1 protein-coding gene (cut by a window edge) is annotated in these 26039 nt (G+C 75.8%); it reads right to left on the reverse strand.

The genetic code is table 11. From position 1 onward, the window contains the following. Window positions 1–25776: the 5' portion of a type I polyketide synthase gene (locus tag ACIP93_RS24680; protein ID WP_401761759.1), read on the reverse strand. It extends 3291 nt beyond the left edge of the window; the window shows 25776 of its 29067 coding nt (coding positions 1–25776); its start codon is at window positions 25774–25776; its stop codon lies beyond the left edge, outside the window. Between the last annotated feature and the right edge of the window lie 263 nt (window positions 25777–26039).

Consider the following 26039-nt stretch of genomic DNA (forward strand, 5'->3'; position numbering starts at 1 on the left):
CTCGATCGCGAACAGGGCGGGCTGGGTGTAGTCGGTGCGGTCGAGCAGGGCGGCCTCGGGGGTGCCTTCGTCCGCGAACAGGATGTCGCGCAGCGGCCGGTCGAGTTCCAGATCGAAGCGGGCGGTCACCTCGTCCAGGGCGCGGGCGAACACGGGCTGCGCGGCGTGCAGTTCGCGTCCGGCGCCGGGACGCTGGGCCCCCTGGCCGGAGAACAGGAACGCGGTCTTCCGGCTGCGGGCGGTGGCCTCGCCGCGCAGTACGCGCGGCCCGGTACGGCCCTCGGCGAGCGCCTGGAGCCCGGCCAGGAGTTCGTCCCGGCCGCCGGCCAGGACGGTGGCCCGGTGGTCGAAGGAGGACCGGGTGGTCGCCAGCGAGTATCCGAGGTCGGCGACCGCGAGCGCGGGCCGCTCCGCGACGTGGGCGTGCAGGCGGGCGGCCTGGGCCCGCAGGGCGTCGGGGGTGGTGGCGGACACCGGCACGGGGATACGCGCGGGCGCCGTGTCGGCGGCCCCGGGCGCCGGAGCCGTGCCGGCGGCGGGTGCGGAACTGTCCGCAGGTGCCGTGCCGGTGGTGGCGGACACCGGCACGCGGGTGTCCGCGGGTGCCGCCCCGGCGGCGGCGGGAGCGGATGCCGTGCCGGTGACGGCGGACGCGGATGCCGTGCCGGTGACGGCGGGCGCGGATGCCGTGCCGGTGACGGCGGGCGCGGATGCCGTGCCGGTGGTGGCCGGTTCCGGCAGTCGCCGGGTCGCGGCGAGGGGTTCGTCCTGCATGGGGTCCGTTGCCTGTTCCAGGATGACGTGGGCGTTGGTGCCGCTGGCGCCGAAGGAGGAGACGCCCGCGCGGCGCGGGCGGCCGGTGTGCGGCCACACGGTCGCCTCCGTGAGGAGGTCGACCGCGCCGGCCGTCCAGTCGACGTGCGAGGAGGGCGTGTCCAGGTGGAGGGTCTTCGGCAGGACGCCGTGCCGCATCGCCATGATCATCTTGATCACTCCGGCGACGCCCGCGGCTGCCTGCGTGTGCCCGATGTTGGACTTGACCGCGCCCAGGAGCAGGGGCTGTGCCGCGTCCCGGTCGCGTCCGTACGTGGCCAGCAGGGCCTGTGCCTCGATCGGGTCGCCCAGCTTGGTGCCGGTGCCGTGCGCCTCGACGGCGTCCACCTCGGCGGCGGTCAGCCGGGCGTTGGCCAGCGCGCGCCGGATGACGCGGCGCTGGGACGGGCCGTTGGGGGCGGTGAGGCCGTTGCTGGCGCCGTCCTGGTTGACGGCGGAGCCGCGGAGCACGGCGAGGACCTCGTGGCCGTTCCGGCGGGCGTCGGAGAGGCGTTCCACGACGAGCACGCCGACGCCCTCCGACCAGCCGGTGCCGTTCGCGGAGTCCGCGAAGGCCCGGCAGCGGCCGTCCGGTGACAGGGCGCCCATCTCGCCGAACTCGACGAACCCGACGGGGCTGGACATGACCGTCACGCCGCCCGCCAGCGCCATGGAGCACTCCCCCGCCCGCAGGGCCTGCGCGGCCAGGTGCAGGGCGACCAGCGAGGAGGAGCAGGCGGTGTCCACGGTCACCGAGGGCCCTTCCAGGCCGAGGGTGTAGGACAGCCGGCCGGACAGCAGGCTGGCGGACTGGGCGGTCTCGACGTGGCCGACCTGCCCGATGGCGGGCCGGTAGTCGCCGCTGCCGCCGCCGAAGAAGACGCCGGTGTCGCCGCCGCGCAGGGTGTGCGGGTCCACGCCGGTACGCTCCAGTGCCTCCCAGGCCGTCTCCAGGACGACGCGCTGCTGCGGGTCGACGATGACCGCCTCGCGCGGCGAGATGCCGAAGAAGGCGGCGTCGAAGTCGGCGACGTCGTAGAGGAAACCGCCGTTCTGGGTGACGCTGCGGCCGCGGCCCTCGTCGTCGCCGTGGGCGAGCCGTTCCAGGTCCCAGCCCCGGTCGGCGGGGAAGTCGCCGATGGCGTCGACCTCGGCGCGCAGCAGCTCCCACAGGTCCTCGGGAGACTGCACGCCGCCGGGGTAGCGGCAGCTCATGCCGACGACGACGATCGGGTCGTCGCCGGTGCCGGCAATGTCTGCGGCCGTCCCGGCGGGGGCGCCCGCAGGGGCGGCGTCCTCCGCCTCCTCCAGCAGCTCGGCTCGCAGTCGCGCGGCGAGCGCCGCCGGGGTCGGGTGGTCGAAGGCGAGGGTGGCGGGCAGGGTCAGACCGGTGGCCCGGCCCAGCTGGTTGCGCAGGTCCACGGCGGTGAGCGAGTCGAAGCCGAGGTCCTTGAACGCCTGGTCCACGGGGATGGCCTCGGCGTCCTGGTAGCCGAGCACGGCGGCCACCTCCCGGCGCACGAGGGCCAGCAGCACTTCGTCGCGCTCGGCCCCCTCCGGCCTGGCCAGGAGTTCGGTGCGCAGCACGGCGGCGGCGCCGGTACCCGGCGCCGGGTCGGCGGCGGTCGCGGACGGCCCTCCTTCGTCGGACGCCAACGCGGCGCGTGCCTCGGGGAGTTCGGTGAACAGACTGCTCGGGCGGGCCTGCCCGAACGCGGGCGCGAAGCGTTCCCACTCGACGTCCGCGACGGTCACGGACGCCGTTCCGTCCCCGATGGCCCGCCGCATGGCGGCCAGGGCCCGTTCGGGGTCCATCGTGGGCAGTCCGCTGAGCCGCAGGTGCCGGTCGAGGGAGCCGCCGGTCAGGCCGGCCCAGGCTCCCCAGGCCACGGCGAGTGCGGTGCGGCCCTCGGCGCGGCGGCGCTCGGCGAAGGCGTCGAGCCAGGCACTCGCCGCGGCTCCCTGCTCCTGGCCGCGCACGCCCCACACGCCCGCGATCGAGGAGAACAGGACGAAGGCGTCCAACTCCCTTTCGCCGAGCGCGTCTTCGAGGGCGTCCTCCAGGGCCTCCACCGCGGTGCGCACCTGCTCGGGGCCGTTCGCCCCGGTCCCGTACCCGGTGTGGACCACCGCGGTGAGCGGTTGGCCTGACGGGATCGCGGACAGGGCCGCGGCGAGCGCGGTCCGGTCGTCGGGGACGAGGGCGGTGCAGGTGAGCACGGTGCCGGACTCGGCCAGTTCGGCGGCGAGTTCGGCCGCGAGGACGTCGGCCGGGCCGGATGCGCAGGCGCCGACGAGCAGCACGCGGGCCGCACCCGCGCGGGCCAGCCAGCGGGCGGTGTGCCCGCCGAACCCGTCGGCCTCCCCGATGACCAGCACGGTGCCGGACGGCGTCCAGACCTCCGCCGCCGGGTCGGGGACCGTCCGTACGAGACGGCGGGCGTAGACGCCGGACGGACGCAGGGCCAGTTGGTCCTCACCACCGGAACCGGCGGCGAGCAGGGCACGCAGCCGGGCGGCCGCGCGTGCGTCCACGACCTCCGCGACGTCAATCAACCCGCCCCAGCGGCCCGGGTGTTCGAGGGCGAGGACCCGGCCGAGGCCCCACCCGGCGGCCTGCACCGGGTCGGCGGGCGCGTCGGCGCGGCCCACGGCCACCGCTCCCCGGGTGACCCACCACAGGGGTGCCCCGACTCCGGCCTCGGCGAGGGCGGCAAACAGGTCGCCGGGCAGGGGCGAGGACGGGGACAGCAGGGACAGCACGCCGTCGAACCGCAGGTCGAGCCCCGCCAGCAGCGCCGCGAGGCGCTCGCCGTCGGCCGGGTCGACCGCGACGCGTACCGCGTCGGGGCCGAGGGCGTCCACGATCCCGTCCGTCCACGCGTCGTCCGGGCAGTTCTCCGGTACGAGTGCCAGCCAGGTGCCGTCGAGGGCGTCGGCCGGGGCCGTGCCGAGCGGCTTCCAGGCCGTCCGGTAGCGCCAGCCGTCCACCACCGTGCCCTCGTCCAGGCCCCGGCGCCAGGCGGACAGCGCCGGCACGAGCGCCGTCAGCGCCGCCTCGTCCTCGGCCAGGCCCAGGGTGGCGGAGAGTTCGGGCAGGTCGCCGCGTTCCACCGCCGCCCAGAAGTCGGCGTCGTACTCGTTCTGGTTCCGCCCGGCACGTTCCGGCACGGGGCGAGGGGCCGGCTCGGGCCAGTACAGCTCCCGCTGGAAGGGGTAGGTGGGCAGGTCGGTGCGCCGGGCGCCGGTTCCCTCGTACAGCCGGGTCCAGTCGACCCGGACGCCGCTGACGTGCAGCCGCGCGAGGCCGGTGACGAACGCGGCCTCCTCGGGGCGGTCCCCGCGCAGGGTCGGCGTGCACACGTGGCCGCCGTCCGCGAGGCTCTGCTCGGCGAGGGCGCTCAGGACGCCGTCCGGGCCCAGTTCGAGGAAGGCGTTCGCGCCCGCCCCGCCGAGGGCGCGGACGCCGTCGGCGAACCGTACGGTCTCGCGGACGTGCCGCACCCAGTACTCCGGGTCGCACAGTTGCTCCGCGGTCGCGGGCCCGCCCGTCACGTTCGAGACGAGCGGCAGGAGCGGCGGGGTGAAGGACAGCCGGGAGACGACCTGCCGGAAGGCGTCGAGCATCGGTTCCATCAGCGGGGAGTGGAAGGCGTGCGAGACCCGCAGCCGGGTCGTCCTGCGGCCCCTCGCCGCGAACGCGGCGCGTACGGCCTCCACCGCGTCGGCCGTCCCGGAGACGACCGCGGATGCCGGTCCGTTCACGGCCGCCAGGGAGACGGACTCCCCCAGCAGCGGCTGGACCTCCTCCTCCGTCGCCTGGAGCGCCGCCATGGCGCCGCCGTCGGGCAGGGCTTCCATCAGCCTGCCGCGCGCGGCCACCAGGGTGCACGCGTCGGCGAGGGTGAGGACGCCCGCGACGTGCGCGGCCGTCACCTCGCCGATCGAGTGTCCGGCGACGAAGTCGGGCCGCACGCCCAGCGATTCGGCCAGCCGGTACAGGGCGACCTCGACCGCGAACAGCCCGGCCTGGGCGTACTGCGTACGGTCGGTGAGGGCCGCGTCGGCACCCCAGAGGACCTCGCGCAGCGGGCGGTCCAGTTCCCGGTCGAGGCCGGCGCACGCGGCGTCGAACGCCTCGGCGAACACCGGGAAGCGCGCGTGCAGTTCGCGGCCCATGCCGGGCCGCTGCGAGCCCTGGCCGGAGAAGAGCACCGCGAGGGAGCGTTCGGCGGCCGTTCCCCTGGCGACCTCCGCACCGGCCACGAGCACGGCCCGGTGGGCGAGGTGGGGGCGTCCGGCGGCGAGCGAGAAGCCGACGTCCGTCACCGGCTCCGCTCCCGGCCCGGCGAGCTGTGCGAGTTGTGCGAGCTGCGCGTCGAGTGCGGCCGGGGACTTGCCGGAGACCACCCACGGTGCGACCGAAGGGACGAGCGGGGCCGGGTCCGGTTCGGGAACGGGCGGCGCCTGCTCGACGATCACGTGCGCGTTGGTGCCGCTGACGCCGAACGCGGAGACGCCCGAACGGCGGGGGCGGCCAGTGGCGGGCCAGTCCTGCTCCTCGCGGACCAGGGCGACGGCTTCGTCGGCCCACTCCACGTGGGTGGACGGGGTGTCCACGTGCAGGGTGCGCGGCAGCACCCCGTGGCGCATGGCCATGACCATCTTGATGACGCCCGCCATGCCCGCGGCGGCCTGGGTGTGGCCGAGGTTGGACTTGACGGCGCCCAGGAGCAGCGGCCGTTCGCGGTCCTTGCCGTACGCGGCGATCAGCGCGCCGGCCTCGATCGGGTCGCCGAGCGGGGTGCCGGTGCCGTGTGCCTCGACGGCGTCGACCTCGGCGGGGGCGAGGCCCGCGTCGGCGAGGGCCTGGCGGATGACGCGCTGCTGGGCGCGCCCGCTGGGTGCGGTCAGTCCGTTGCTGGCACCGTCCTGGTTGACGGCGGCGCCGCGCAGCACGGCGAGGACGGTGTGCCCGTGGCGGCGGGCGTCGGAGAGGCGTTCCAGTACGAGGACGCCCGCCCCCTCCGACCAGGAGGTGCCGTCGGCGCTGTCCGCGAAGGCCTTGCAGCGGCCGTCGGGGGCGAGGCCGCCCTGCGCGGAGAACTCGACGAACGAGTCGGGGCTCGACATCACCGACACCCCGCCGGCCAGGACCAGGGAGCATTCGCCGCCGCGCAGCGCGCGGACGCCGAGGTGGAGGGCGACCAGCGAGGAGGAGCAGGCGGTGTCGACGGTGACGGCCGGGCCCTCCAGGCCCAGGGTGTAGGAGAGGCGGCCGGACATCACGCTGGCCGTGTTGCCGGTGGCGACGTGGCCCTGGACGTCGGCGGTGCCGCGGCGCAGGACGGTGGTGTAGTCCTGGCCATTGGTGCCGATGAAGACGCCGGTGGCGCTGGTGCGCAGCGAGTCGGGGGCGATGCCCGCCCGCTCCAGCGCTTCCCAGGAGGTCTCCAGGAGCAGGCGCTGCTGCGGGTCCATGGCGAGGGCCTCGCGCGGCGAGATGCCGAAGAAACGGGCGTCGAACCGGCCGACGCCGTCGAGGAAGCCGCCTTCCAGGGTGGCGGAGCCGCCCCGGCCGAGGGCGTCGAGGTCCCAGCCGCGGTCGGCGGGGAAGGCGGAGATGGCGTCCTCGCCGTTCGCGAGGAGCCGCCACAGGTCCTCGGGCGAGGTGACGCCGCCCGGGAACCGGCAGCCCATGCCGACGATGACGATCGGGTCCTGGTCGGTGGCGTGCGCTGCGCCGGGCGCGGCCGGGGTCCGGTCCTGCGGCTCCGCGTCGCCCAGCAGCTCGGTGAGCAGGTGCGCGGCGAGGTCCTGCGGGGTGGGGTGGTCGTAGACGAGGGTGGCGGGCAACCGCAGGCCGGTGGTCGCGGCGAGGGTGTTGCGCAGTTCGACGATGGTCAGCGAGTCGAAGCCGAGGTCGCTGAACGCCTGGTCGGCGTCGACGGCCGCGGCGTCGGCGTGGCCGAGCACGGCGGCCACCTGGGCGCGCAGGAAGTCCAGCACGAACTTGGCGCGTCCGGCCGCGGGGAGGACGCTGAGCCGCTGCCGCAGGCCGTTCCCGTCCCCGGCCGCCGGCTGCGCCGCGGAGGCGGGCCGGGTCCCGGTGAGGTCGGAGATCAGCGGCTGCGGGCGCGTCGCGGTGAACACCTGGGCGAACCGGGCCCAGTCGATGTCCGCCACGGTCAGGGCCGCCGGGCCCGGGTGGTCCAGGGACCGGGCCAGGGCGTCGAGGGCGAGCTGCGGCACCATCGGCGCGTAACCGCCCCGGCGGACCCTGGCCTCGATGCCGGTGCCGTCGCCTGCCATGCCGGTGCCGGCCCACGGGCCCCAGGCGAGGGAGGTCGCGGGCAGGCCCTGGCCGCGCCGGTGCTCGGCGAGGGCGTCCAGGAAGGCGTTGGCGGCGGCGTAGTTCGCCTGCCCGGCCGCGCCGAGGCTCGCCGCGGTGGACGAGAACAGCACGAAGGCGTCCAGGTCCGTGCCGCGGGTCAGGTCGTGCAGGTGCCGCGCGGCGGTGGCCTTCGGGCCGAGCACGGCGGCGAACGCCTCCGGGGCGAGCGTGTCCAGGACGCCGTCCTCGACCACCCCCGCCGCGTGGAAGACCGCCGTCAGCGGCAGGTGCTCCGGTACGTCGGCCAGGACGCGGGCCAGCGCGTCGCGGTCGGCGACGTCGCAGGCGGCCACGGTGACCTCGGTACCGGACTGCCGCAGCTCCGCGGCCAGTTCCGCGGCGTCCGGCGCGTCGGCGCCCCGGCGGCTGACGAGCAGCAGATGGGCGGCGCCCCGGGCGGCGAGCCGGCGGGCGACGTGCGCGCCGATTCCGCCGGTGCCGCCGGTGACGAGGACGGTCCCGGTCGGCTCGTACGGGCGTGCGTCCGCGGGGTCGGCGGCGGCGAGGCGGGTCAGCCGCCGGGCGTAGACGCCTGCGGCGCGCACGGCCAGTTGGTCCTCGTGGCCGGTGGCGGTGGCGTCGCCCTGGGCGAGCAGTCCCGCCAGCCGTCGGACGGCGTGCTCGTCCAGGACCTCCGGCAGGTCGACGAGGCCGCCCCAGCGCGCGGGGTGCTCCAGGGCCGCGCTGCGGCCCAGTCCCCATACGGCGGTCTGCTCGGGCCGGTGCAGGAAGTCGGAGCGTCCGATGCTGACGGCGCCCCGGGTCAGGCACCACAGCGGGGCCTCGATCCCGGCGTCGCCGAGAGCCTGGACGGCGGTGGCCGTCGGCAGCAGGCCGTCCTCCTGGAACGCCAGCAGGGACAGCACTCCCGTGAACCCGCCCTCCGGGGCGTCCAGTTCCCGCAGTCGCGCGGCGAGTGCGCCACGCGTCCCGTCCTGCGGCACGGTGAGCGTGCGCCGGTCGCCGCCGAGGAGGCGCAGCGGTTCCGCGTTGTCCTGTCCGTCGGCCGGCACCAGGCAGAGCCAGGTTCCGGTGAGCGCGGCGGGCGCGCCCGGGGCTGCGGGCAGCGGCTTCCAGGTGCTGCCGTAACGCCAGCCGTCGACGGTGGAGGCGGCGCGACGCTTGCGCCGCCAGGACGTCAGGGCGGGCACGACGGCCGTCAGGGTGGCGTCGTCCAGGCCGAGGTCGGCGCCGAGCGCGGGCAGGTCCGCCCGCTCGACGGCGGCCCAGAACTCGGAGTCCACCGGGTCCTCGGCGGTGCCGGGCCCGGCGGTCCGGCCGGTCTCCGGCCAGTACCGCTGCCGCTGGAAGGCGTATGTCGGCAGGTCCTCGAAGGCGCCGCGTCCGCTGCCGGGCAGGAACGCGTCCCAGTCGACCCGCGCACCGCTCGTGTGCAGGCGGGCCAGGGCGACGGTCAGTGCCCCGGCCTCCGCGCGCTCCCGGCGCAGGGCGGGCACGACGGTGACCCGCTCGTCGGCGACGGCGTCCTGGGCCGGGCCGCTCAGTACGGCGTCCGGACCGATCTCCAGCAGCGCGGTCGCGTCCAGGGCGGCGAGGCGGCGGGCGGCGTCGGCGAACCGCACGGTGGCGCGCACCTGTTCCACCCAGTACGCCGGGGTGCACAGCCGCTCGGCGCCGGCGGTGTCGCCGGTCACGGTCGACACCAGGGCGATCGTCGGCGCGTGGTAAGTGATGCCCTGCGCGACCTGGGCGAACGCGTCGAGCATCGGGTCCATGTGCGGCGAGTGGAAGGCGTGGCTCACCCGCAGCCGCTTGGTCCGGCGGCCCTGCGCGGCGAAGCGCCCGGCGAGCTCCAGGACGGGTTCCTCGTCGCCGGACAGGACCAGCGAGCGCGGGCCGTTGACGGCGGCGAGCGCCACCCGGCCCTCGCGGCCGGCCAGCAGCGGCAGCGTCTCCTCCTCGGTGGCCTCCACGGAGACCATCGCGCCTCCGGCGGGCAGCGCCGACATCAGGCGGCCGCGCGCGGCGACCAGCGTGCAGGCGTCCTCCAGGGAGAACACCCCGGCCACGTGGGCGGCGGCGATCTCGCCGACGGAGTGCCCGGCCAGGTGGCCCGGCCTGACGCCCCACGACTCCAGGAGCCGGTGGAGGGCGACTGCCAGGGCGAACAGGGCGGGCTGGGTGTAGGCCGTGTCATCGAGCAGTGCGGCCTCCGCGCTGCCGGGCGCGGCGAACATCACCTCGCGCAGGGGCCGTTCCAGGGCGAGGTCGAAGCGGGCCAGTACGGCGTCCAGCGCCTCGGCGAACACCGGGTGCCGGCCGTACAGTTCGCGGCCCGCGCCGGGACGCTGCGCGCCCTGCCCCGCGAAGAGGAACGCGGTGCGGGAGCGCGCGGCAGCGCGGGCGGTGAGCAGGGCGGCGTCCGGCAGTCCGTCGCGCAGCGCGGCCAGGGCCCGTACGCACTCCTCGTGGGAGTCGGTGACGACGGCGGCGCGGTGCTCCAGGGCGGCGCGACCGGTGGCCAGCGCCCGTGCCAGGGCGGGCAGTCCGGCCGGGCGGTCGGCGATCGTGTCGAGCAGGCGTCCGGCCTGGGCGCGCAGTGCGGCCTCGGTGCGGCCGGACAGCACGAGCGGGACGACGCCGGGCGGCTGCGCGGTCGCGGGCACCCCGGAATCCTCGGACCCGGCGAGCTCGGCGGGTCCGGCGTCCGGGGCCTGTTCCAGGACCGTGTGGACGTTGGTGCCGCTCAGGCCGAAGGAGGAGACGGCGGCGCGGCGCGGGCGGCCGGTGTGCGGCCAGTCCCGCTCGCCGGTCAGCAGCTCGATCGCGCCGGCCGTCCAGTCCACGTGGCTGGACGGCCGGTCGATGTGCAGGCTGGCGGGCAGGATGCCGTGCCGCATCGCCATGACCATCTTGATGACGCTCGCGACGCCGGAGGCCATCTGGGTGTGGCCGATGTTGGACTTCACCGAGCCGAGCAGCAGCGGCCGGTCGGCGTCGCGGTCCTGGCCGTAGGTGGCGAGCAGGGCCTGGGCCTCGATGGGGTCGCCCAGGCGGGTGCCGGTGCCGTGGCCCTCCACGGCGTCGATCTCGGCGGCGGCGACTCCCGAGTTGGCGAGCGCCTGACGGATGACGCGCTGCTGGGAGGGCCCGTTGGGGGCGGTGAGCCCGTTGGACGCGCCGTCCTGGTTCACGGCGGAGCCGCGGATGACCGCCAGCACCCGGTGGCCGTTGGCCAGGGCGTCCGACAGCCGTTCGACCAGGACCAGGCCGACGCCCTCGGCGAGGCTCATGCCGTCGGCGGCCTCCGCGTACGGCTTGCAGCGGCCGTCCACGGCCATGGCCCGCTGCCGGCTGAAGCCGACGAACGCGTTGGGCGTGGCCATGATGCTGACGCCGCCCGCCAGCGCGAGGGTGGACTCGCCGCCGCGCAGCGACTGGCAGGCCAGGTGCAGTGCCACCAGCGAGGAGGAGCAGGCGGTGTCGAGGGTGACGGCGGGGCCCTCGAAGCCGAAGGTGTAGGAGATCCGCCCGGACAGCACGGACGGCACGGTGCCGGTGACCAGGTGGCCCTCGGCGCCGTCCTGGGCGGAGCCGCCCGAGGTGTAGTCCTGGTAACTGGCGCCGATGAAGGTGCCGGTGCGGCTGCCGCGCAGGGCGGCCGGGTCGATCCCGGCGCGCTCCAGGGCCTCCCAGGACGTCTCCAGCAGCAGGCGCTGCTGCGGGTCCATGGACAGTGCCTCGCGCGGCGAGATGCCGAAGAAGGCCGCGTCGAACTCGGTGGCGGAGTCCAGGAATCCGCCGCGCGTCGAGTACGTCTTGCCGGGCCGGTCCGGGTCGGGGTCGTAGAGTCCTTCGGCGTCCCAGCCCCGGTCGAGGGGGAAGTCACCGGTGGCGTCGCCGGCGGCGGTGACGAGCCGCCACAGGTCCTCCGGGGAGGCGACGCCGCCCGGGTAGCGGCAGCTCATGCCGATCACCGCGATGGGTTCGTCGTCGCCGGAGGCGGTCGCGGCCACGGCGGCGGGAGCCGCCGGTCCGGTCTGCGCGCCGACGACCTGCGTGCGCAGGAACTCCACCAGGGACAGCGGGTTGGGGTAGTCGAAGACCATGGTGCTGGGCAGGGTGAGGCCGGTGACGGCGGACAGCCGGTTGCGCAGGTCCACGGCGGTCAGCGAGTCGAAGCCGACGTCGCGGAACGCCCGCTGCTCGGACAGCACGTCCGGGGAGGCGTGCCCGAGCGCGATGGCCGCTTCGGCGCGTACGAGGTCCAGCAGCGCCCGGTCCTGCTCGGCGGCCGGCATCGGCCGCAGCCGGGTGATGAACTCGCTGTCGCCCGAGGGCCGTTCGACGGCCCGCCGTTCGAGGTCCGCCACCTCGCCGATGTCCTCGAACAGGGCGGTGGGCCGCCCGGAGGTGAACACCGGGTAGTAGCGGTCCCAGTCGATGTCGGCGACGGTGACGACGTGCGCGTCCTCGGCGAGGGCCTGGCGCAGCCCGGTGAGGGCCAGTTGCGGGTCCATGAAGTTCAGGCCGCTGCGCCGGATCTGGCCGGGGTCGACGCGGCCGAGCTTCAGGTCGTCGGACCAGATGCCCCAGGAGAGGGAGGTGGCGTGGGCGCCGCGGGCCCGGCGGTGCTCGGCGAGCGCGTTGAGGTAGGCGTTCGCGGCGACGTACGCGGCGTGCCGGCCGCTGCCCCACATGCCGGCGGTGGAGGAGTACAGCACGAACGCGTCGAGCTGGTCGTCGTCGAGGAGTTCGTCCAGGTGCCGGGCGCCGCTGACCTTGGCGTCGACGACCTTGGCGAACGCCTCGGGGCCGGTCTCGGCGAGGGAGGCCAGTTCGATGACGGCGGCGGTGTGCACGACGTTGCGCACCGTGCGCCCCTCGGCGCTCAGGCCCGACAGGAGGGCGGCGACGGCCGTACGGTCGGTGAGGTCACAGCTGCGGAACTCCGCCGTGCAGCCCAGCTCGGCGAGTTCCGCGACGAGTTCCGTGGTGCCGGGGGCGTCGGCGCCGCGCCTGCTGGTGAGCACGAGGTGCTCGGCGCCCTGCTGGGCGAGCCAGCGGGCCAGGTGCGGGGCGAGGGTGCCGGTGCCGCCGGTGATCAGGGTGGTGCCGCGCGGACGCCAGGTCCCCGCGCCGAGGTCGCCGCCCGTGGTGGCCCGGGTGATGCGGCGGGCCAGGACGCCGGAGGCGCGCAGCGCGAGCTGGTCCTCGCCGGTCGTGCCGGAGAGCACGGCGGCCAGCCGTTCCCGGCCGCGCGTGTCCAGGGCGCTCGGGGGCAGGTCGACGACGCCGCCCCAGCGGTCGGGGTGCTCCAGGGCGGCCGTCCAGCCCAGGCCGTGGACCTGGGCCTGGACGGGGCGGGTGAGCCGGTCCGCGCGGCCGGTGGAGGCCGCGCCCCGGGTGACGCACCACAGGGGCGCGTCGATGTGCGCGTCGCCGAGGGCCTGGACGAGGGAGAGCGTCAGGGCGAGCCCGTGGGTGAGCGCGGGCACGGCCCGGCCCGGGGCCTCGTCGGCGGCGAGGAGCGAGACGATGCCGGAGAGGGGCGTGCCGTCCCCGGCCGGGGCGGTCGGGCGTGTGCCGTCCCCCGCCGGGGCCGTGGCGTGCACGCCCTCGGCGGCCGGGGCGGCGAGTTCCGCGGTGAGCCGCTCGGTGAGCACCGTCCGGTCGGCGCACGCGTCGTCCAGGACCAGGTGCCGTACGTCGGCCCCGGCGGCGGTCAGCGCCGCGGTGACGTCGGCGTCGGCCGGCGCGTCCGCGGAGGCGACGACGAGCCAGGTCCCGGTGAGCCGGGCTGCGGGCAGTCCGCCGAGCGGCTTCCACGCGGCACGGTAGCGCCAGGCGTCCACCGCCGCGCGGTCGCGGCTGCGGCGCCGCCAGCCGGCGAGCGCGGGCAGCAGCGGGGTGAGCGCGGACTGTTCCATCCGCAGCCCGGCCGCCAGCGACTCGACGTCCGACTCCTCCACGGCGGTCCAGAACGCGGCGTCCGCCGGGTCCGCCCCGCCGGTCGTGCGCGGCCTGCCGGGCAGCGCCCACAGGTGCTCGCGCTGGAAGGCGTACGTGGGCAGGGTGACGCGGCGGGCGCCGATGCCCTCGAAGTCACGGGTCCAGTCCACCCGTGCGCCTCGGACGAACGCCTCGGCGAGGGAGGTCAGGAAGCGCCGCGTGCCGCCCTTGTCGCGGCGCAGGGTGCCCAGGGCGGCGGCCCGGTGCCCGGTGTCCTCGGCCACCGCCTGGACGGCCATGGTCAGCACGGTGTGCGGACTGGCCTCGACGAAGAACTGGTGGCCCTGGTCGAGCAGGGCGGCCACGGCGGGGCCGAAGCGCACGGTCTCGCGCAGGTTGCGGTACCAGTACGCGGCGTCCAGCGCGGCGGTGTCCAGCCAGTCGCCGGTCACGGTCGAGAAGAAGGGGATGTCGGCGGTGCGCGGGCGCACGGGGGCCAGGGCGGCGAGCAGTTCGTCCTGCACCTGCTCGACCTGGGCCGAGTGGGAGGCGTAGTCGACCGCGATGCGGCGGGCCCGTACGCCCTCCGCGGCGAGTTCCTCGATGAGGGCGTCCAGGTCCCCGGGGTCGCCGGCGACGACCACGGTCCGCGGCCCGTTGACCGCGGCGACGGAGACGTTCGCGCCGCGCGCCGCGAGACGTTCCCCGACCTCGTCGGCGGACAGCGGTACCGAGACCATGCCGCCGGAGCCCGCGAGCCCGCGGGCGATGGCCTGGCTGCGCAGGGCCACCACGCGGGCGGCGTCCTCCAGGGTGAGCGCCCCGGCGACGGCGGCCGCGGCGATCTCGCCCTGCGAGTGGCCGAGCACGGCGTCGGGGATGACGCCGTACGAGGCCCACAGGTGGGCGAGGGAGACCATGACGGCGAAGGTGGCGGGCTGCACGACGTCGACCCGGTCCAGGGAGGGCGCGCCGTCGACGCGGCGCAGGACGTCGACCAGCGACCAGTCGGTGTGGGCCGACAGGGCGGCGGCGCACTCGTGCAGGCGCTCGGCGAAGACCGGTGACTCGTCGAGGAGTTCGGCGGCCATGCCCGTCCACTGGGAGCCCTGGCCGGGGAAGACGAAGACGGTCCTGCCGTCGAGGTCGGCGGTCCCGTGGACGACGGCGGCGGACGAGTCCCCGGCGGCCAGGGCGTCGAGCGCGGTGCGCAGGTGCCCGGCGCGGTCGCCGAGGACCACGGCCCGGTGCTCGAACAGCGCGCGCGTGCCGGTGAGCGAGTGGCCGATGTCCGCCGGCCGTACGTCCTCGCCCGCGCCCCCGCGGTCGAGGTGCTCGGCCAGTTGCGCGGCCTGCGCCCGCAGGGCGCCGGGTGTCCTGGCGGACAGCACCCAGGGGACCACCCGGCCGTCCGGGTCGGACGCCTCCGCGGTGGCCGGGCCCGCGGGCCGTGCCGAGCCGGGAGTCGCCGGACCGTCGGGCGCGGCGTCGCCTTCCGGGGCTTCCTCCAGGACGACGTGCGCGTTGGTGCCGCTGATGCCGAAGGAGGACACCGCGCAGCGGCGGACCCGTTCACCGGCCGTCCAGGCGGTCGGGGAGCTCAGCAGGGCGACCGTGCCGTCGCTCCAGTCGATGTGCGAGGACGGCTGGTCGGCGTGCAGGGTCCGCGGGAGCAGGCCGCCCCGCAGCGCCATGACCATCTTGATGACGCCCGCGACGCCCGCCGCGGACTGGGTGTGGCCGATGTTGGACTTCACCGAGCCGAGCAGCAGCGGCCGGTCGGCGTCGCGGTCCTGGCCGTAGACGGCCTGCAGGGCCTGGGCCTCGATGGGGTCGCCGAGTGCGGTGCCGGTGCCGTGGGCCTCGACGGCGGTGATGTCGGCGGGGGCCAGGCCCGCGTTGCTGAGGGCCTGGCGGATGACACGCTGCTGGGAGGGCCCGTTGGGGGCGGTCAGGCCGTTGGAGGCGCCGTCCTGGTTGATGGCGGAACCGCGGATCACGGCCAGCACGTCGTGTCCGTTGGCCTGGGCGTCGGAGAGGCGTTCCAGGACGACGACGCCGACGCCTTCGGCGAGGGTCATGCCGTCGGCGGCCTCCGAGAACGGCTTGCAGCGGCCGTCGACGGCCAGGGCGCGCTGTCGGCTGAAGGCGATGAAGGGGGCCGGGTTGGTCATCACGGTGGCGCCGCCGGCCAGCGCGAGGGAGCTCTCTCCGTTGCGCAGGGACTGACAGGCCAGGTGCAGGGCCACCAGCGAGGACGAGCAGGCGGTGTCCACGGTGACGGCCGGGCCTTCGAGGCCGAAGAGGTAGGCGAGGCGGCCGGACAGGACGCTGGGACTGGTGCCGGTGACGGCGTGCCCGGCGGACGCGTCGTCCATGCCGGTGCCGTACTCCTGGTAGGTGGAGCCGATGAAGGTGCCGGTGGCGCTGCCGTGCACGGCGGCCGGGTCGATGCCCGCCGACTCGAACGCCTCCCAGGTGCTCTCCAGCAGCAGCCGCTGCTGCGGGTCCATGGAGAGGGCCTCGCGCGGGGAGATGCCGAAGAATCCGGCGTCGAACTCCCCCGCCTCGTGCAGGAATCCGCCGCGTACGGAGTACGTCTTGCCGCCCGCGTCGGGGTCGGCGTCGTACAGGTCCTCGGGCCAGCCGCGGTTGACGGGGAACTCCGAGACGGCGTCCACGCCGTCGGCGATCAGCTGCCAGAACTGTTGCGGGGAGCGGACCCCGCCGGGGAAGCGGCAGCTCATGCCGACGATGGCGACGGGTTCGTCGTGGCGGCCGGCGAGCACGGCCCTCGGTGCCGCGTGGGTGTCGGCCGAGCCGAGTATCTCGCCGCGCAGGAAGGCGGCGAGCGCGACGGGCGTGGGGTGGTCGAAGGCCATGGTGCTGGGCAGCGCCAGGCCGGTGACGGTCGCGAGCCGTTTGCGCAGTTCGACGGCGGTCAGCGAGTCGAAGCCCGCGTCGCGGAAGGCGCGGGTGGGGGCGACGGATTCGGCCGAGGCGTGGCCGAGGACGGTGGCGGCCTCGCGGCGCACCAGGTCCACGAGCGTCCGCTCCCGCTCGGTCTCCGGCAGCGCGCGGACCTTGCGGACGAACGCGGAGGCGGCCGCTTCGCCCTGCGGGGCGGCGGCGGTGAGCGCGCGGACCTCGGGGAGTTCGGCGAAGAGGCGGCTGGGGCGGGCGGCGGTGAACACCGGTACGTAGGTGGCCCAGTCGACATCGGCGACGGTGACCGTGGTGTCCTGCTGGAGGATCGCGCGGCCCAGTTCGGCCAGAGCGGTGGCGGGCGTCAGGAAGCGCAGGCCCTGGCGGGCGAGGCTGTCGGAGACGGCCTCGTGGGTGGCCATGCCGGCGCCCGACCAGGGGCCCCAGGCCAGGGAGGTGGCGTGCAGGCCGCGGGCGCGGCGGTGCTCGGCGAGCGCGTCGAGGTAGGCGTTGGCGGCTGCGTACGCGCTCTGCCCGGCGCTGCCCCAGACTCCGGCGACGGAGGAGAACAGGACGAAGAAGTCCAGGTCCCGGTCTTCGAGGAGGGCGTCGAGGTGGGCCGCGCCGAACATCTTCGCGGCGGCGCAGGCGCGCACGTCGGCGAGCGGAGTCGCGGCGAGCGGTGCGGCCTGGCCGAGTCCGGCCGCGTGGACCACACCGGTCAGCGGGTGCTCGGCCGGTACGGAGGCCAGCAGGGCGGCCAGTGCGTCCCGGTCGGCCACGTCACAGGCGGCGAACGTGACCTCGGCACCCGACCGGCGGATTTCGTCGGCGAGTTCCTCGGCGCCGGGTGCGTCGGGGCCGCGCCGTCCCGTGAGGATCAGATGGCCGGCTCCGTGCCGGGCGAGCCAGCGGGCCACCTCGGCGCCCAGCGCGCCGGTGCCTCCGGTGACGAGGACGGTGCCGGAGGCGGTGAACGTGCCGTCCTTGGGAAGGGCGGCGGCGGGTCCCCGGACCAGGCGGCGCGCGTACGTGGCGCTGCCGCGCAGCGCGAGCTGGTCCTCGGCGGCTTCGCCCGGGGCGGTGGCCAGCGCGCTGACCAGGCGCTGCACGGCGGGCGCGGACAGCGTCTCGGGCAGGTCGACCAGCCCGTGGAAGGCGTGCGGCCGTTCCAGGGCGGCCACCCGGACCAGTCCCCAGGCGGCGGCCTGGACGGGCCGGACCACGGGGTCGGCGGAGCCGGTGGAGACGGCGCCGCGGGTGATGGTCCACAGCGGCGCGGTGCTGTCGGTGTCGTGCAGGGCCTGGGCGAGGACCGCGGCGAGCGCCAGTCCTCGTGGCAGGTCGTCCCCCCGGGGTTCGCCGTCGTCGGCGAGCGGCAGCAGCGACAGCAGCCCGTGGTGCTCCCCGGCGGCGGTCAGCAGGGCGGCGAGTGCGGCGCGGTCCGGGCAGGTGTCGTCCAGGGTGAGGCGGGTGAAGCGGGCGCCGTGACCGCGCAGCGCGTCGAGGAGCGCGGTGTCCTCGACGGTGTCGGTGGTCAGGACGAGCCAGGTACCGTCCAGGACGGGCGCGGCGGCCGCGCGGACCTGCTGCCATTGGACACGGTGGCGGGCGGAGTCCAGCAGGGTCTGCTCGGCGCGGTGGTGGCGGTACGTCGACAGGGCGGGCAGCAGTGCGGCGAGACCGGCGTGCTGCTCGTCGCGCAGCCCGAGGATGCCTGCCACGCCGTCGGCGTCGCCGCGCTCGACGGCGCCCCACAGCGCGGTGTCGGCGGGGCCGTCGGCCGCGGGGGCCGCTGCGGCTTCGGCGCGTTCGGGCCAGTAGCGCTCGTGCTGGAAGGCGTACGTGGGCAGTTCGACCCGGCGGGCGCCGGTCGGGGCGTGGTACGCGGCCCAGTCCACGGCGATCCCCCGCACGTGGAGCCGGCCGAGCGCGGCGGCGGTGCTGCGCTCCTCGTCACGGCCGGCGCGCAGCAGCGGGACGCATTCAACGGCTTCGTCGCCGAGGACGTCCTGGGTGAGGGCGGACAGGACGCCGTCCGCGCCGAGTTCGAGGAAGGTGGTGGCGCCGGCCGCGCGGGCGGCGCGCACGCCGTCGGCGAAGCGGACGGCGTGGCGGACGTGCTCCACCCAGTAGCCGGGGGTGCACAGCTCTCCGGCCGCGGCCACCTCGCCGGTCACGTTGGACACCACGTCCAGGACGGGCGCGGTGTACGTCAGCCGGTCGGCGACGGCACGGAACGCGCCGAGCATGGGTTCCATGCGCGCCGAGTGGAAGGCGTGGCTGACCGGCAACCGCTTGGTCTTGCGCCCCTCGGCGGCGAACTGCGCTGCCAGCGAGAGGACTTCGTCCTCCTCTCCGGCGACGACGACGGAGTCCGGTCCGTTGACGGCGGCGACGGATACGCCGTCGGCAAGCCGGGCGCGGACCTCGTCCTCGGTGGCCTGGAGCGCGATCATGGCGCCGCCCTCGGGCAGGGCCTGCATCAGCCGGGCCCGTGCGGACACCAGGGTGCACGCGTCGGCGAGGGTGAACACCCCGGCGCAGTGCGCGGCGGCGATCTCGCCGACGGAGTGCCCGAGCAGCGCGCCGGGGCGCACTCCGAGGGAGGCGATCAGCCGGAAGAGCGCCACCTCCACGGCGAACAGGGCGGGCTGCGCGTAGCCGGTACGGTCCAGCAGCGCCGCCTCCTCGCTGCCCTCGGCGGCGAACAGCACCTCGCGCAGCGGCACGTCGAACCCGTGGTCCAGGTGCCCCAGCACCTCGTCCAGCGCCGACGCGAACACCGGGAACCTGCCGTACAGTTCACGCCCCGCACCCGCCCGGTGGGAGCCCTGACCGGCGAAGAGCAGCACGAGGCCGCCGCTGCCGCTCTCCCCCTCGCACAGTGCCGGATCGGCCTCGCCCCGGCCCAGCGCGCGCAGGGCGCGCAGCAGGTCGGTGCGGCTGCCGACGGCGACGGCGCGCCGCTCGAAGGCGGGCCGGGTGGCGGCGAGGGAGAGCGCGATGTCGTCGGCGGCGAGAGCGGGGTGCGCCTCGGCGTACGCGCGCAGGCGTACGGCCTGGTCGCGCAGGGCGGCGGGGGTACGGCCCGCGAGCGGCCAGGCGGTGACCGGGGACTCCTCGCGCGGGGCCGGGGCGGGCAGGGCGGGGGCCTGCTCGATGATGACGTGGGCGTTGGTGCCGCTGATGCCGAAGGAGGAGACGGCGGCCCGGCGCGGCCGGCCGGTCTCGGGCCACGGCGTTTCCTCGGCGAGCAGTTCGACGGCTCCGGTCTGCCACTCGACGTGCCGGGACGGCTCGGCCGCGTACAGGCTGCGCGGGACGCTCCCGTGGCGCAGCGCCATGACCATCTTGATGACGCCCGCGACGCCGGCGGCGGCCTGGGTGTGGCCGATGTTGGACTTCACCGAGCCGAGCAGCAGCGGCCGGTCGGCGTCGCGGTCCTGGCCGTAGGTGGCGAGCAGGGCCTGGGCCTCGATGGGGTCGCCCAGGGTGGTGCCGGTGCCGTGTCCTTCGACGACGTCGACGTCCCCGGTGCCCAGTCCGGCGCCGGCCAGGGCCTGGCGGATGACGCGCTGTTGGGAGGGGCCGTTGGGGGCGGTCAGGCCGTTGGAGGCGCCGTCCTGGTTGATGGCGGAACCGCGGACCACGGCCAGCACGGTGTGTCCGTTGCGGCGGGCGTCCGAGAGCCGCTCCAGGACGAGCACGCCGACGCCCTCCGCCCAGCCGACGCCGTCGGCCGCGTCGGAGTACGCCTTGCAGCGTCCGTCCGGGGAAAGGCCGCGCTGGCGGGAGAACTCGATGAGAGAGGTCGGGGTGGACATGACGGTGACGCCGCCCGCGAGGGCGAGCGAGCACTCACCGGCGCGCAGCGCCTGCATGGCCCAGTGCATGGAGACCAGCGACGACGAGCAGGCGGTGTCCACGGTGACGGCCGGGCCTTCGAGGCCGAGGGCGTAGGACACCCGGCCGGTGGCGATGGACGGCGAGGTGCCGCTGCCCTGGTGGCCCTCGAAGCGGCTGTCGGTGAGGGTGGCCGAGTAGTCGTTGTACATGACGCCGGCGAACACGCCCGTCTGCGAGCCGCGCAGCGAGAGCGGGTCGATGCCGGCGCGCTCGATCGCCTCCCAGGACACCTCCAGGAGCAACCGCTGCTGGGCGTCGGTGGCCAGTGCCTCGCGCGGGCTCATCCCGAAGAAGTGCGGGTCGAACTCGGCGGCCTCGTGCAGGAATCCGCCGGAGCGGGTGTACGCGGTGCCTGGGTGGTCCGGGTCGGGGTGGTAGAGCGCGTCGAGGTCCCAGCCGCGGTCGGTGGGCAGGCCGGAGACGGCGTCGGTGCCTTCGCGCACCAGCCGCCACAGGTCGTCGGGCGAGGTGACGCCGCCCGGGTAGCGGCAGCTCATGCCGACGATGACGATCGGGTCGTCGGAGGCGGAGGCGGTGCGCGGGGCGGCGGCCACGGCGGCGGCGCCCCGGTCCCCCATGAGTTCGTCGAGGAGGTGCCCGGCGAGGGCGGTGACCGTCGGGTAGTCGAAGATCACGGTGGCGGAGGTGCGCAGTCCGGTGGTGGTGCGCAGCCGGTTGCGGAGTTCGACGGCGGTCAGCGAGTCGAAGCCGAGGTCCTGGAACTGTCGTACCGGGTCGACGTCCTCGGGTCCGCCGTGCCGCAGCACGGCGGCGACCTGGGTGCGAACGAGGTCGACGACGGCCGCGGTGCGGTCCGTCCCGTCGAGGAGGGCGAGCCGCTGGACGAGTCCCGCGGCGGCTTCGGAGCCGGCGACGACGGAGCGCCGGGCGGGGGTGCGGACGAGTCCGCGCAGCAGCGGCGGTACGTCGCCCAGTGCGCGCAGCACCGGCAGGTCGAGGCGGGCGGGCAGCAGGACGGGCGCGTCCACGGCGAGGGCGGCGTCGAAGAGGGCGAGCCCGTCCTGCTCGGTGAGGGCGGGCGTGCCTCGACGGGCCAGGCGCTCCAGGTCGGCGTCGGTCATACCGCCGGTCATTCCGGCGGTGGGGGCCCAGGGGCCCCAGCCGAGCGAGCGGGCGGGCAGTCCCGCCGCGCGCCGCAGCTGCGCGACGGCGTCGACGAAGGCGTTGGCGGCGGCGTAGTTGCCCTGCCCGGGCGCGCCCGCCGAGCCGGAGAGGGAGGAGAACACCACGAAGGCGGCCAGCTCGGGGCAGTGCTGCCGGGTGGCTTGGTGCAGGTGCCAGACGGCGTCGGCCTTGGGCCGCAGGACGGCGCTGATCCGCTCGGGGGTCAGGGAGGTGACCACACCGTCGTCGAGTGCTCCGGCGGCGTGCACCAGGGCGGTCAGCGGGTGTGCGGCGGGCACGGCGGCGAGCAGCCGGTCGACGGCGGCCCGGTCGGCGAGGTCGCAGGCCTCGACGGCGACCTGGGCGCCGAGCACGGTCAGCTCGTCGGTGAACGCGGCCGCGCCCTCGGTGGCGGCACCGCGCCGGCCCGCCAGCAGCAGGTGGCGCACGCCGCGTTCGGTGACGAGGTGGCGGGCCAGCGCCCGGCCGAGGCCGCCGAGGCCGCCGGTGATCAGGACGGTGCCCTCGGGGTCGAGGGACGTCTCGGCGCGTTCCCGGCGGGCCCGGGCGAGCCGGGCGACGAGCACCGAGCCGCCGCGGACGGCCAGTTGCGGCTCCGCGCCGGCCAGCGCCTGCGGGGGTACGGCGGCGGGCGCGCCGGGATCGAGGTCGAGCAGGCCGAACCGGCCGGGGTGCTCGGCCTGGGCGGAGCGCACGAGCCCCCAGACAGCCGCCGCTGCGGGGTCGGCGACGCCCTCGTCCTCGTGCGCGGCGACCGCACCGCGGGTCACCAGGACGAGCCGGGAGTCGGCGGTGGCGTCGTCGTCGAGCCACTCCTGGAGCTGCTGGAGGACGCGCGCGGTCAGGGCGTGCGCGGCGGCGGCCGGGTCGTCGGCGGCAGCCGCGAGGACGGGTGCCAGTACGACGGCGGGCAGGGTGGCGCCCGCGGTCCGCACGAGGGGGTCGCCGAGGCCGAACGGGTCCTCGCCGAGGACGGCGAAGGACGCCGGGGCGGCCGCCGCGGTGGTGCCGCGCGGCCGGGTCCAGCGCAGCTCGAACAGGGCCTCGCGGACGAGCGCGTCGGCGGGGTCCGCCACCGTGTCGGGCAGGGCGCGCAGGACGAGCGAGCCGACGGTGACGACGGGCCGCCCCTCGGTGTCGGTGACGCTCAGCGCGACCGCGTCGTCACCTGCCGGGGAGAGCCTGACCCGGACGGCGGTGGCGCCGGTGGCGTGCAGGGTGACGTCCTGCCAGGCGAAGGGCAGCCCGCCGCGCCCGTGTTCGCCCAGGTCGAGGAAGGCGCAGGGGTGCAGAGCGGCGTCGAGCAGGGCGGGGTGGATGCCGAACGCGTCGGCGGCGGTGGTGCCCTCGGGCAGCGCCACCTCGGCGTACACGTCGTCGCCGGAGCGCCAGGCGGCCCGTACGCCGCGGAACAGCGGCCCGTAGCCGAAGCCGGCCTCCGCCATCCGGGGGTAGAGGCCGTCGAGGTCCAGCGGGGAGGCGTCGGCCGGCGGCCACGCCCCGGCCGTGGGCTCGTCCCCGACCGCCGGGTGGTGGTCGGTGGCGGCGAGGACTCCCTGGGCGTGCTGGGTCCAGGGCTGTTCCTCGTCGGCGGGCCCGTCCTGGCCGGTGTCGGGCCGGGAGTGGACGGTCAGGGTGCGGCGTCCGCTCTGGTCGGGGCTGCCGACCCACACCTGTACCTGCACTCCGCCGTGTTCGGACAGGACCAGGGGCGCGGCGAGGGTGAGTTCCTCGACGCGGTCGCAGCCGACCTCGTCGCCGGCTCGGACGGCCAGCTCCAGGAAGCCGGTGCCGGGCAGCAGAACGGTGCCCCGCACGGCGTGCTCGGCCAGCCAGGGGTGCGAGCGGACCGAGAGCCGCCCGGTGAGCAGCAGCCCGTCGGAGTTGGCGAGGGAGACGGCGGCGGCCAGCAGCGGGTGGTGGGCGGCGCCCAGTCCGGCGCCGCGCACGTCTCCCGCGTGGCGGCCGAGTGCGGTACGGGGCCAGAAGGCGCGGTGCTCGAAGGCGTACGTCGGCAGATCGACGGGGCGGGCCCCGGTGCCGGCGAACCAGCCCTCCCAGTCGACGCCGACGCCGTGCACGTGGAGCGCGGCGAGCGCCTCGGTGAGTGCGGCGGCCTCGGGACGGCCGGGGCGCAGCAGCGGGTTCGCCACCGTGTCGTCGGCGGCGGACCGGGCGAGGGCGGACAGTACGGCGTCGGGGCCGAGTTCGAGGAAGACGTCCGCACCGTGGCCGGTCAGCCAGGTGAGGGCGTCGGCGAAGCGCACGGTGCGCCGGGCGTGGTCGGCCCAGTAGTCGGGCGAGGCGAACTGCGCGGCGGTGGCGGGGACGCCGGTGAGGGTGGAGATCACCGGGACGGCCGGGGCCTGCGCGTCGAGTCCGGCGACGACGGTGCGGAACTCCTCCAGCATCGGTTCCATCAACGGCGAGTGGAAGGCGTGCGAGACACGCAGCGGCTTCGTCTTCCGGCCGAGTCCGGCGAAGTGCGCGGCGACCGCCGCGGTCTCGTCGGCGTCTCCGGCGACGACGACGGAGTCCGGTCCGTTGACGGCGGCGACGGAGATCCCGTCGGTGAGCCGGGCGAGGACCTCCTCCTCGGTGGCCTGGAGTGCGGCCATGGCACCGCCTGCGGGCAGTGCCTGCATCAGACGGGCCCTGGCCGACACCAGGGTGCACGCGTCGGCGAGGGTGAACACCCCGGCGCAGTGCGCGGCGGCGATCTCGCCGACGGAGTGCCCGGTGAGGAAGTCCGGCGTGACGCCGAGGGATTCGACGAGCCGGAAGAGGGCGACTTCGAGGGCGAACAGGGCGGGCTGGGCGTAACCGGTACGGTCGAGCAGCGCCGCCTCCGCACTGCCCTCGGCAGCGAACAGCACCTCCCGCAAGGGCACCTCGAACTCACGGTCCAGGAGCCCCAGCACCTCGTCGAAGGCAGCCGCGAACACCGGGAACCGGGCGTACAGTTCACGCCCGGCCCCCGTCCGCTGAGAACCCTGCCCGGCGAAGAGGAAACCGAGCTTGGTGCGGGCCCGGACCGTGCCCCGCACGGCGATTCCGTCGCCGCCTTCCGCCAGGGAGGAGAGCGCGGCCAGCGCTCCGGCCCGGTCGGCGGCCGTGATCACGGCCCGGTGCTCCAGCCCGGCCCGGGTGGTGGCTAGAGAGTACGCGAGGTCGGTGTCGGACGGCGACGGCCCGGCGGTCAGGAACTCCCGCAGCCTGGCCGCCTGACCACGCAGGGCCTGCGGAGTGCGACCGGACACCAGCCACGGCAGCGCTCCCGGTTCGACCGTCCCGGGCGTCTGCGGCTCGGGAACGGCAGCGTCCTCGGGAGCCTGCTCGATGATGACGTGGGCGTTCGTGCCGCTGAGGCCGAAGGAGGAGACGCCGGCTCTGCGCGGCTCCTCGCGCCGGGGCCACGGGGTGGGCTCGGTGAGCAGCTTGACGGTGCCTGCCGACCAGTCGACGTGCGTGGACGGTTCGTCCACGTGCAGGGTCCTGGGCAGCAGCTCGTGGCGCAGGGCGAGCACCGTCTTGATGACGCCCGCGACGCCGGCGGCGGCCTGGGTGTGGCTGATGTTGGACTTCACCGAGCCGAGCAGCAAAGGCCGTTCGGCGTCGCGGTCCTGGCCATAGGCGGCGAGCAGCGCCTGCGCCTCGATGGGGTCGCCGAGGGTGGTTCCGGTGCCGTGGGCCTCGACCACGTCGATCTGGTCGGCGGAGAGCCGGGCACCGCGCAGCGCCTGCTCGATGACCCGCTGCTGAGAAGGCCCGTTGGGGGCGGTCAGGCCGTTGCTCGCGCCGTCCTGGTTGACGGCTGAGCCGCGAACCACGGCCAGCACCCGGTGCCCTTTGCGGCGGGCGTCCGAGAGCCGTTCCAGAACGAGCACGCCGACGCCCTCGGCCCAGCCGGTGCCGTTCGCCGAGTCGGCGAAGGAACGGCAGCGGCCGTCCGCCGCGAGGCCGCCCTGCCGGGCGAACTCCACGAAGGTGGTGGGGCTGGACATGACGGTGACACCCGCGGCGAGCGCCATTTCGGATTCGCCGGAACGCAGGGACTGTGCGGCCAGGTGGAGCGCGACGAGGGAGGAGGAGCAGGCGGTGTCCACGGTGACGGCGGGGCCGACCGTGCCGAAGACGTAGGCCAGGCGGCCCGAGATGATGCTGGTCGCGTTGCCGGTCAGGACGAAACCCTGCACGTCGTCGTCGGCCCCGGTGCGGTACTCCTGCGGCATCGCCCCGACGAACATGCCGGTACGGGTGGCCCGTACGGCGAGCGGATCGATGCCGGCGCCCTCGAAAGCCTCCCAGGACGCCTCCAGCAGCACCCGCTGCTGCGGGTCCATGGACAGCGCCTCACGGGGCGAGATGCCGAAGAAGGCAGGGTCGAAATCGGCGGCGCCCCGCAGGAACCCGCCGCGGACCTCGGTGGGGCCGTCCGCCGTGTCGAGTTCCCAGCCGCGGTCGGCGGGCATGCCCGTGATGCCGTCCCGTTCCTCCACGAGCATGGCCCACAGGTCCTCCGGGGAGGCGACGCCGCCCGGGTAGCGGCAGCTCATGCCGACAATGGCGATCGGCTCTGCGGCGGCCGTCTCCAGTTCGTTCACCCGCTGCCGCGAGCGCTGGAGGTCGGCGCTGGCCCGCTTGAGGTAGTCCCGGAGTTTCTGCTCGTTGCCCATATCAACTCAACCCATCTGGAAGACCGGCGGACAGCAGGGGATCAGGCGCTGCAAAGCGCACATACCTGCAGACCAGCGGCAAGTCTCGGGGCTGCGCCGCCAGGAAAACCCCTAGTCCTGATTGGAGAGCCGAAGCGCGGGGCGGCGGCGGGGGCCGGAGCCCCGGTCGCGCACCGGTCCCCGGCGGTACCACTGCGTTTGCGCGCCTCACGGCACCGCTGTCGCTCTAGGGGTTTACGGAACGGTCCGGAGACAGGATCGGT

The organism is Streptomyces sp. NPDC088745 (assembly GCF_044751045.1).
Taxonomy (GTDB): Bacteria; Actinomycetota; Actinomycetes; order Streptomycetales; family Streptomycetaceae; genus Streptomyces; species Streptomyces cremeus.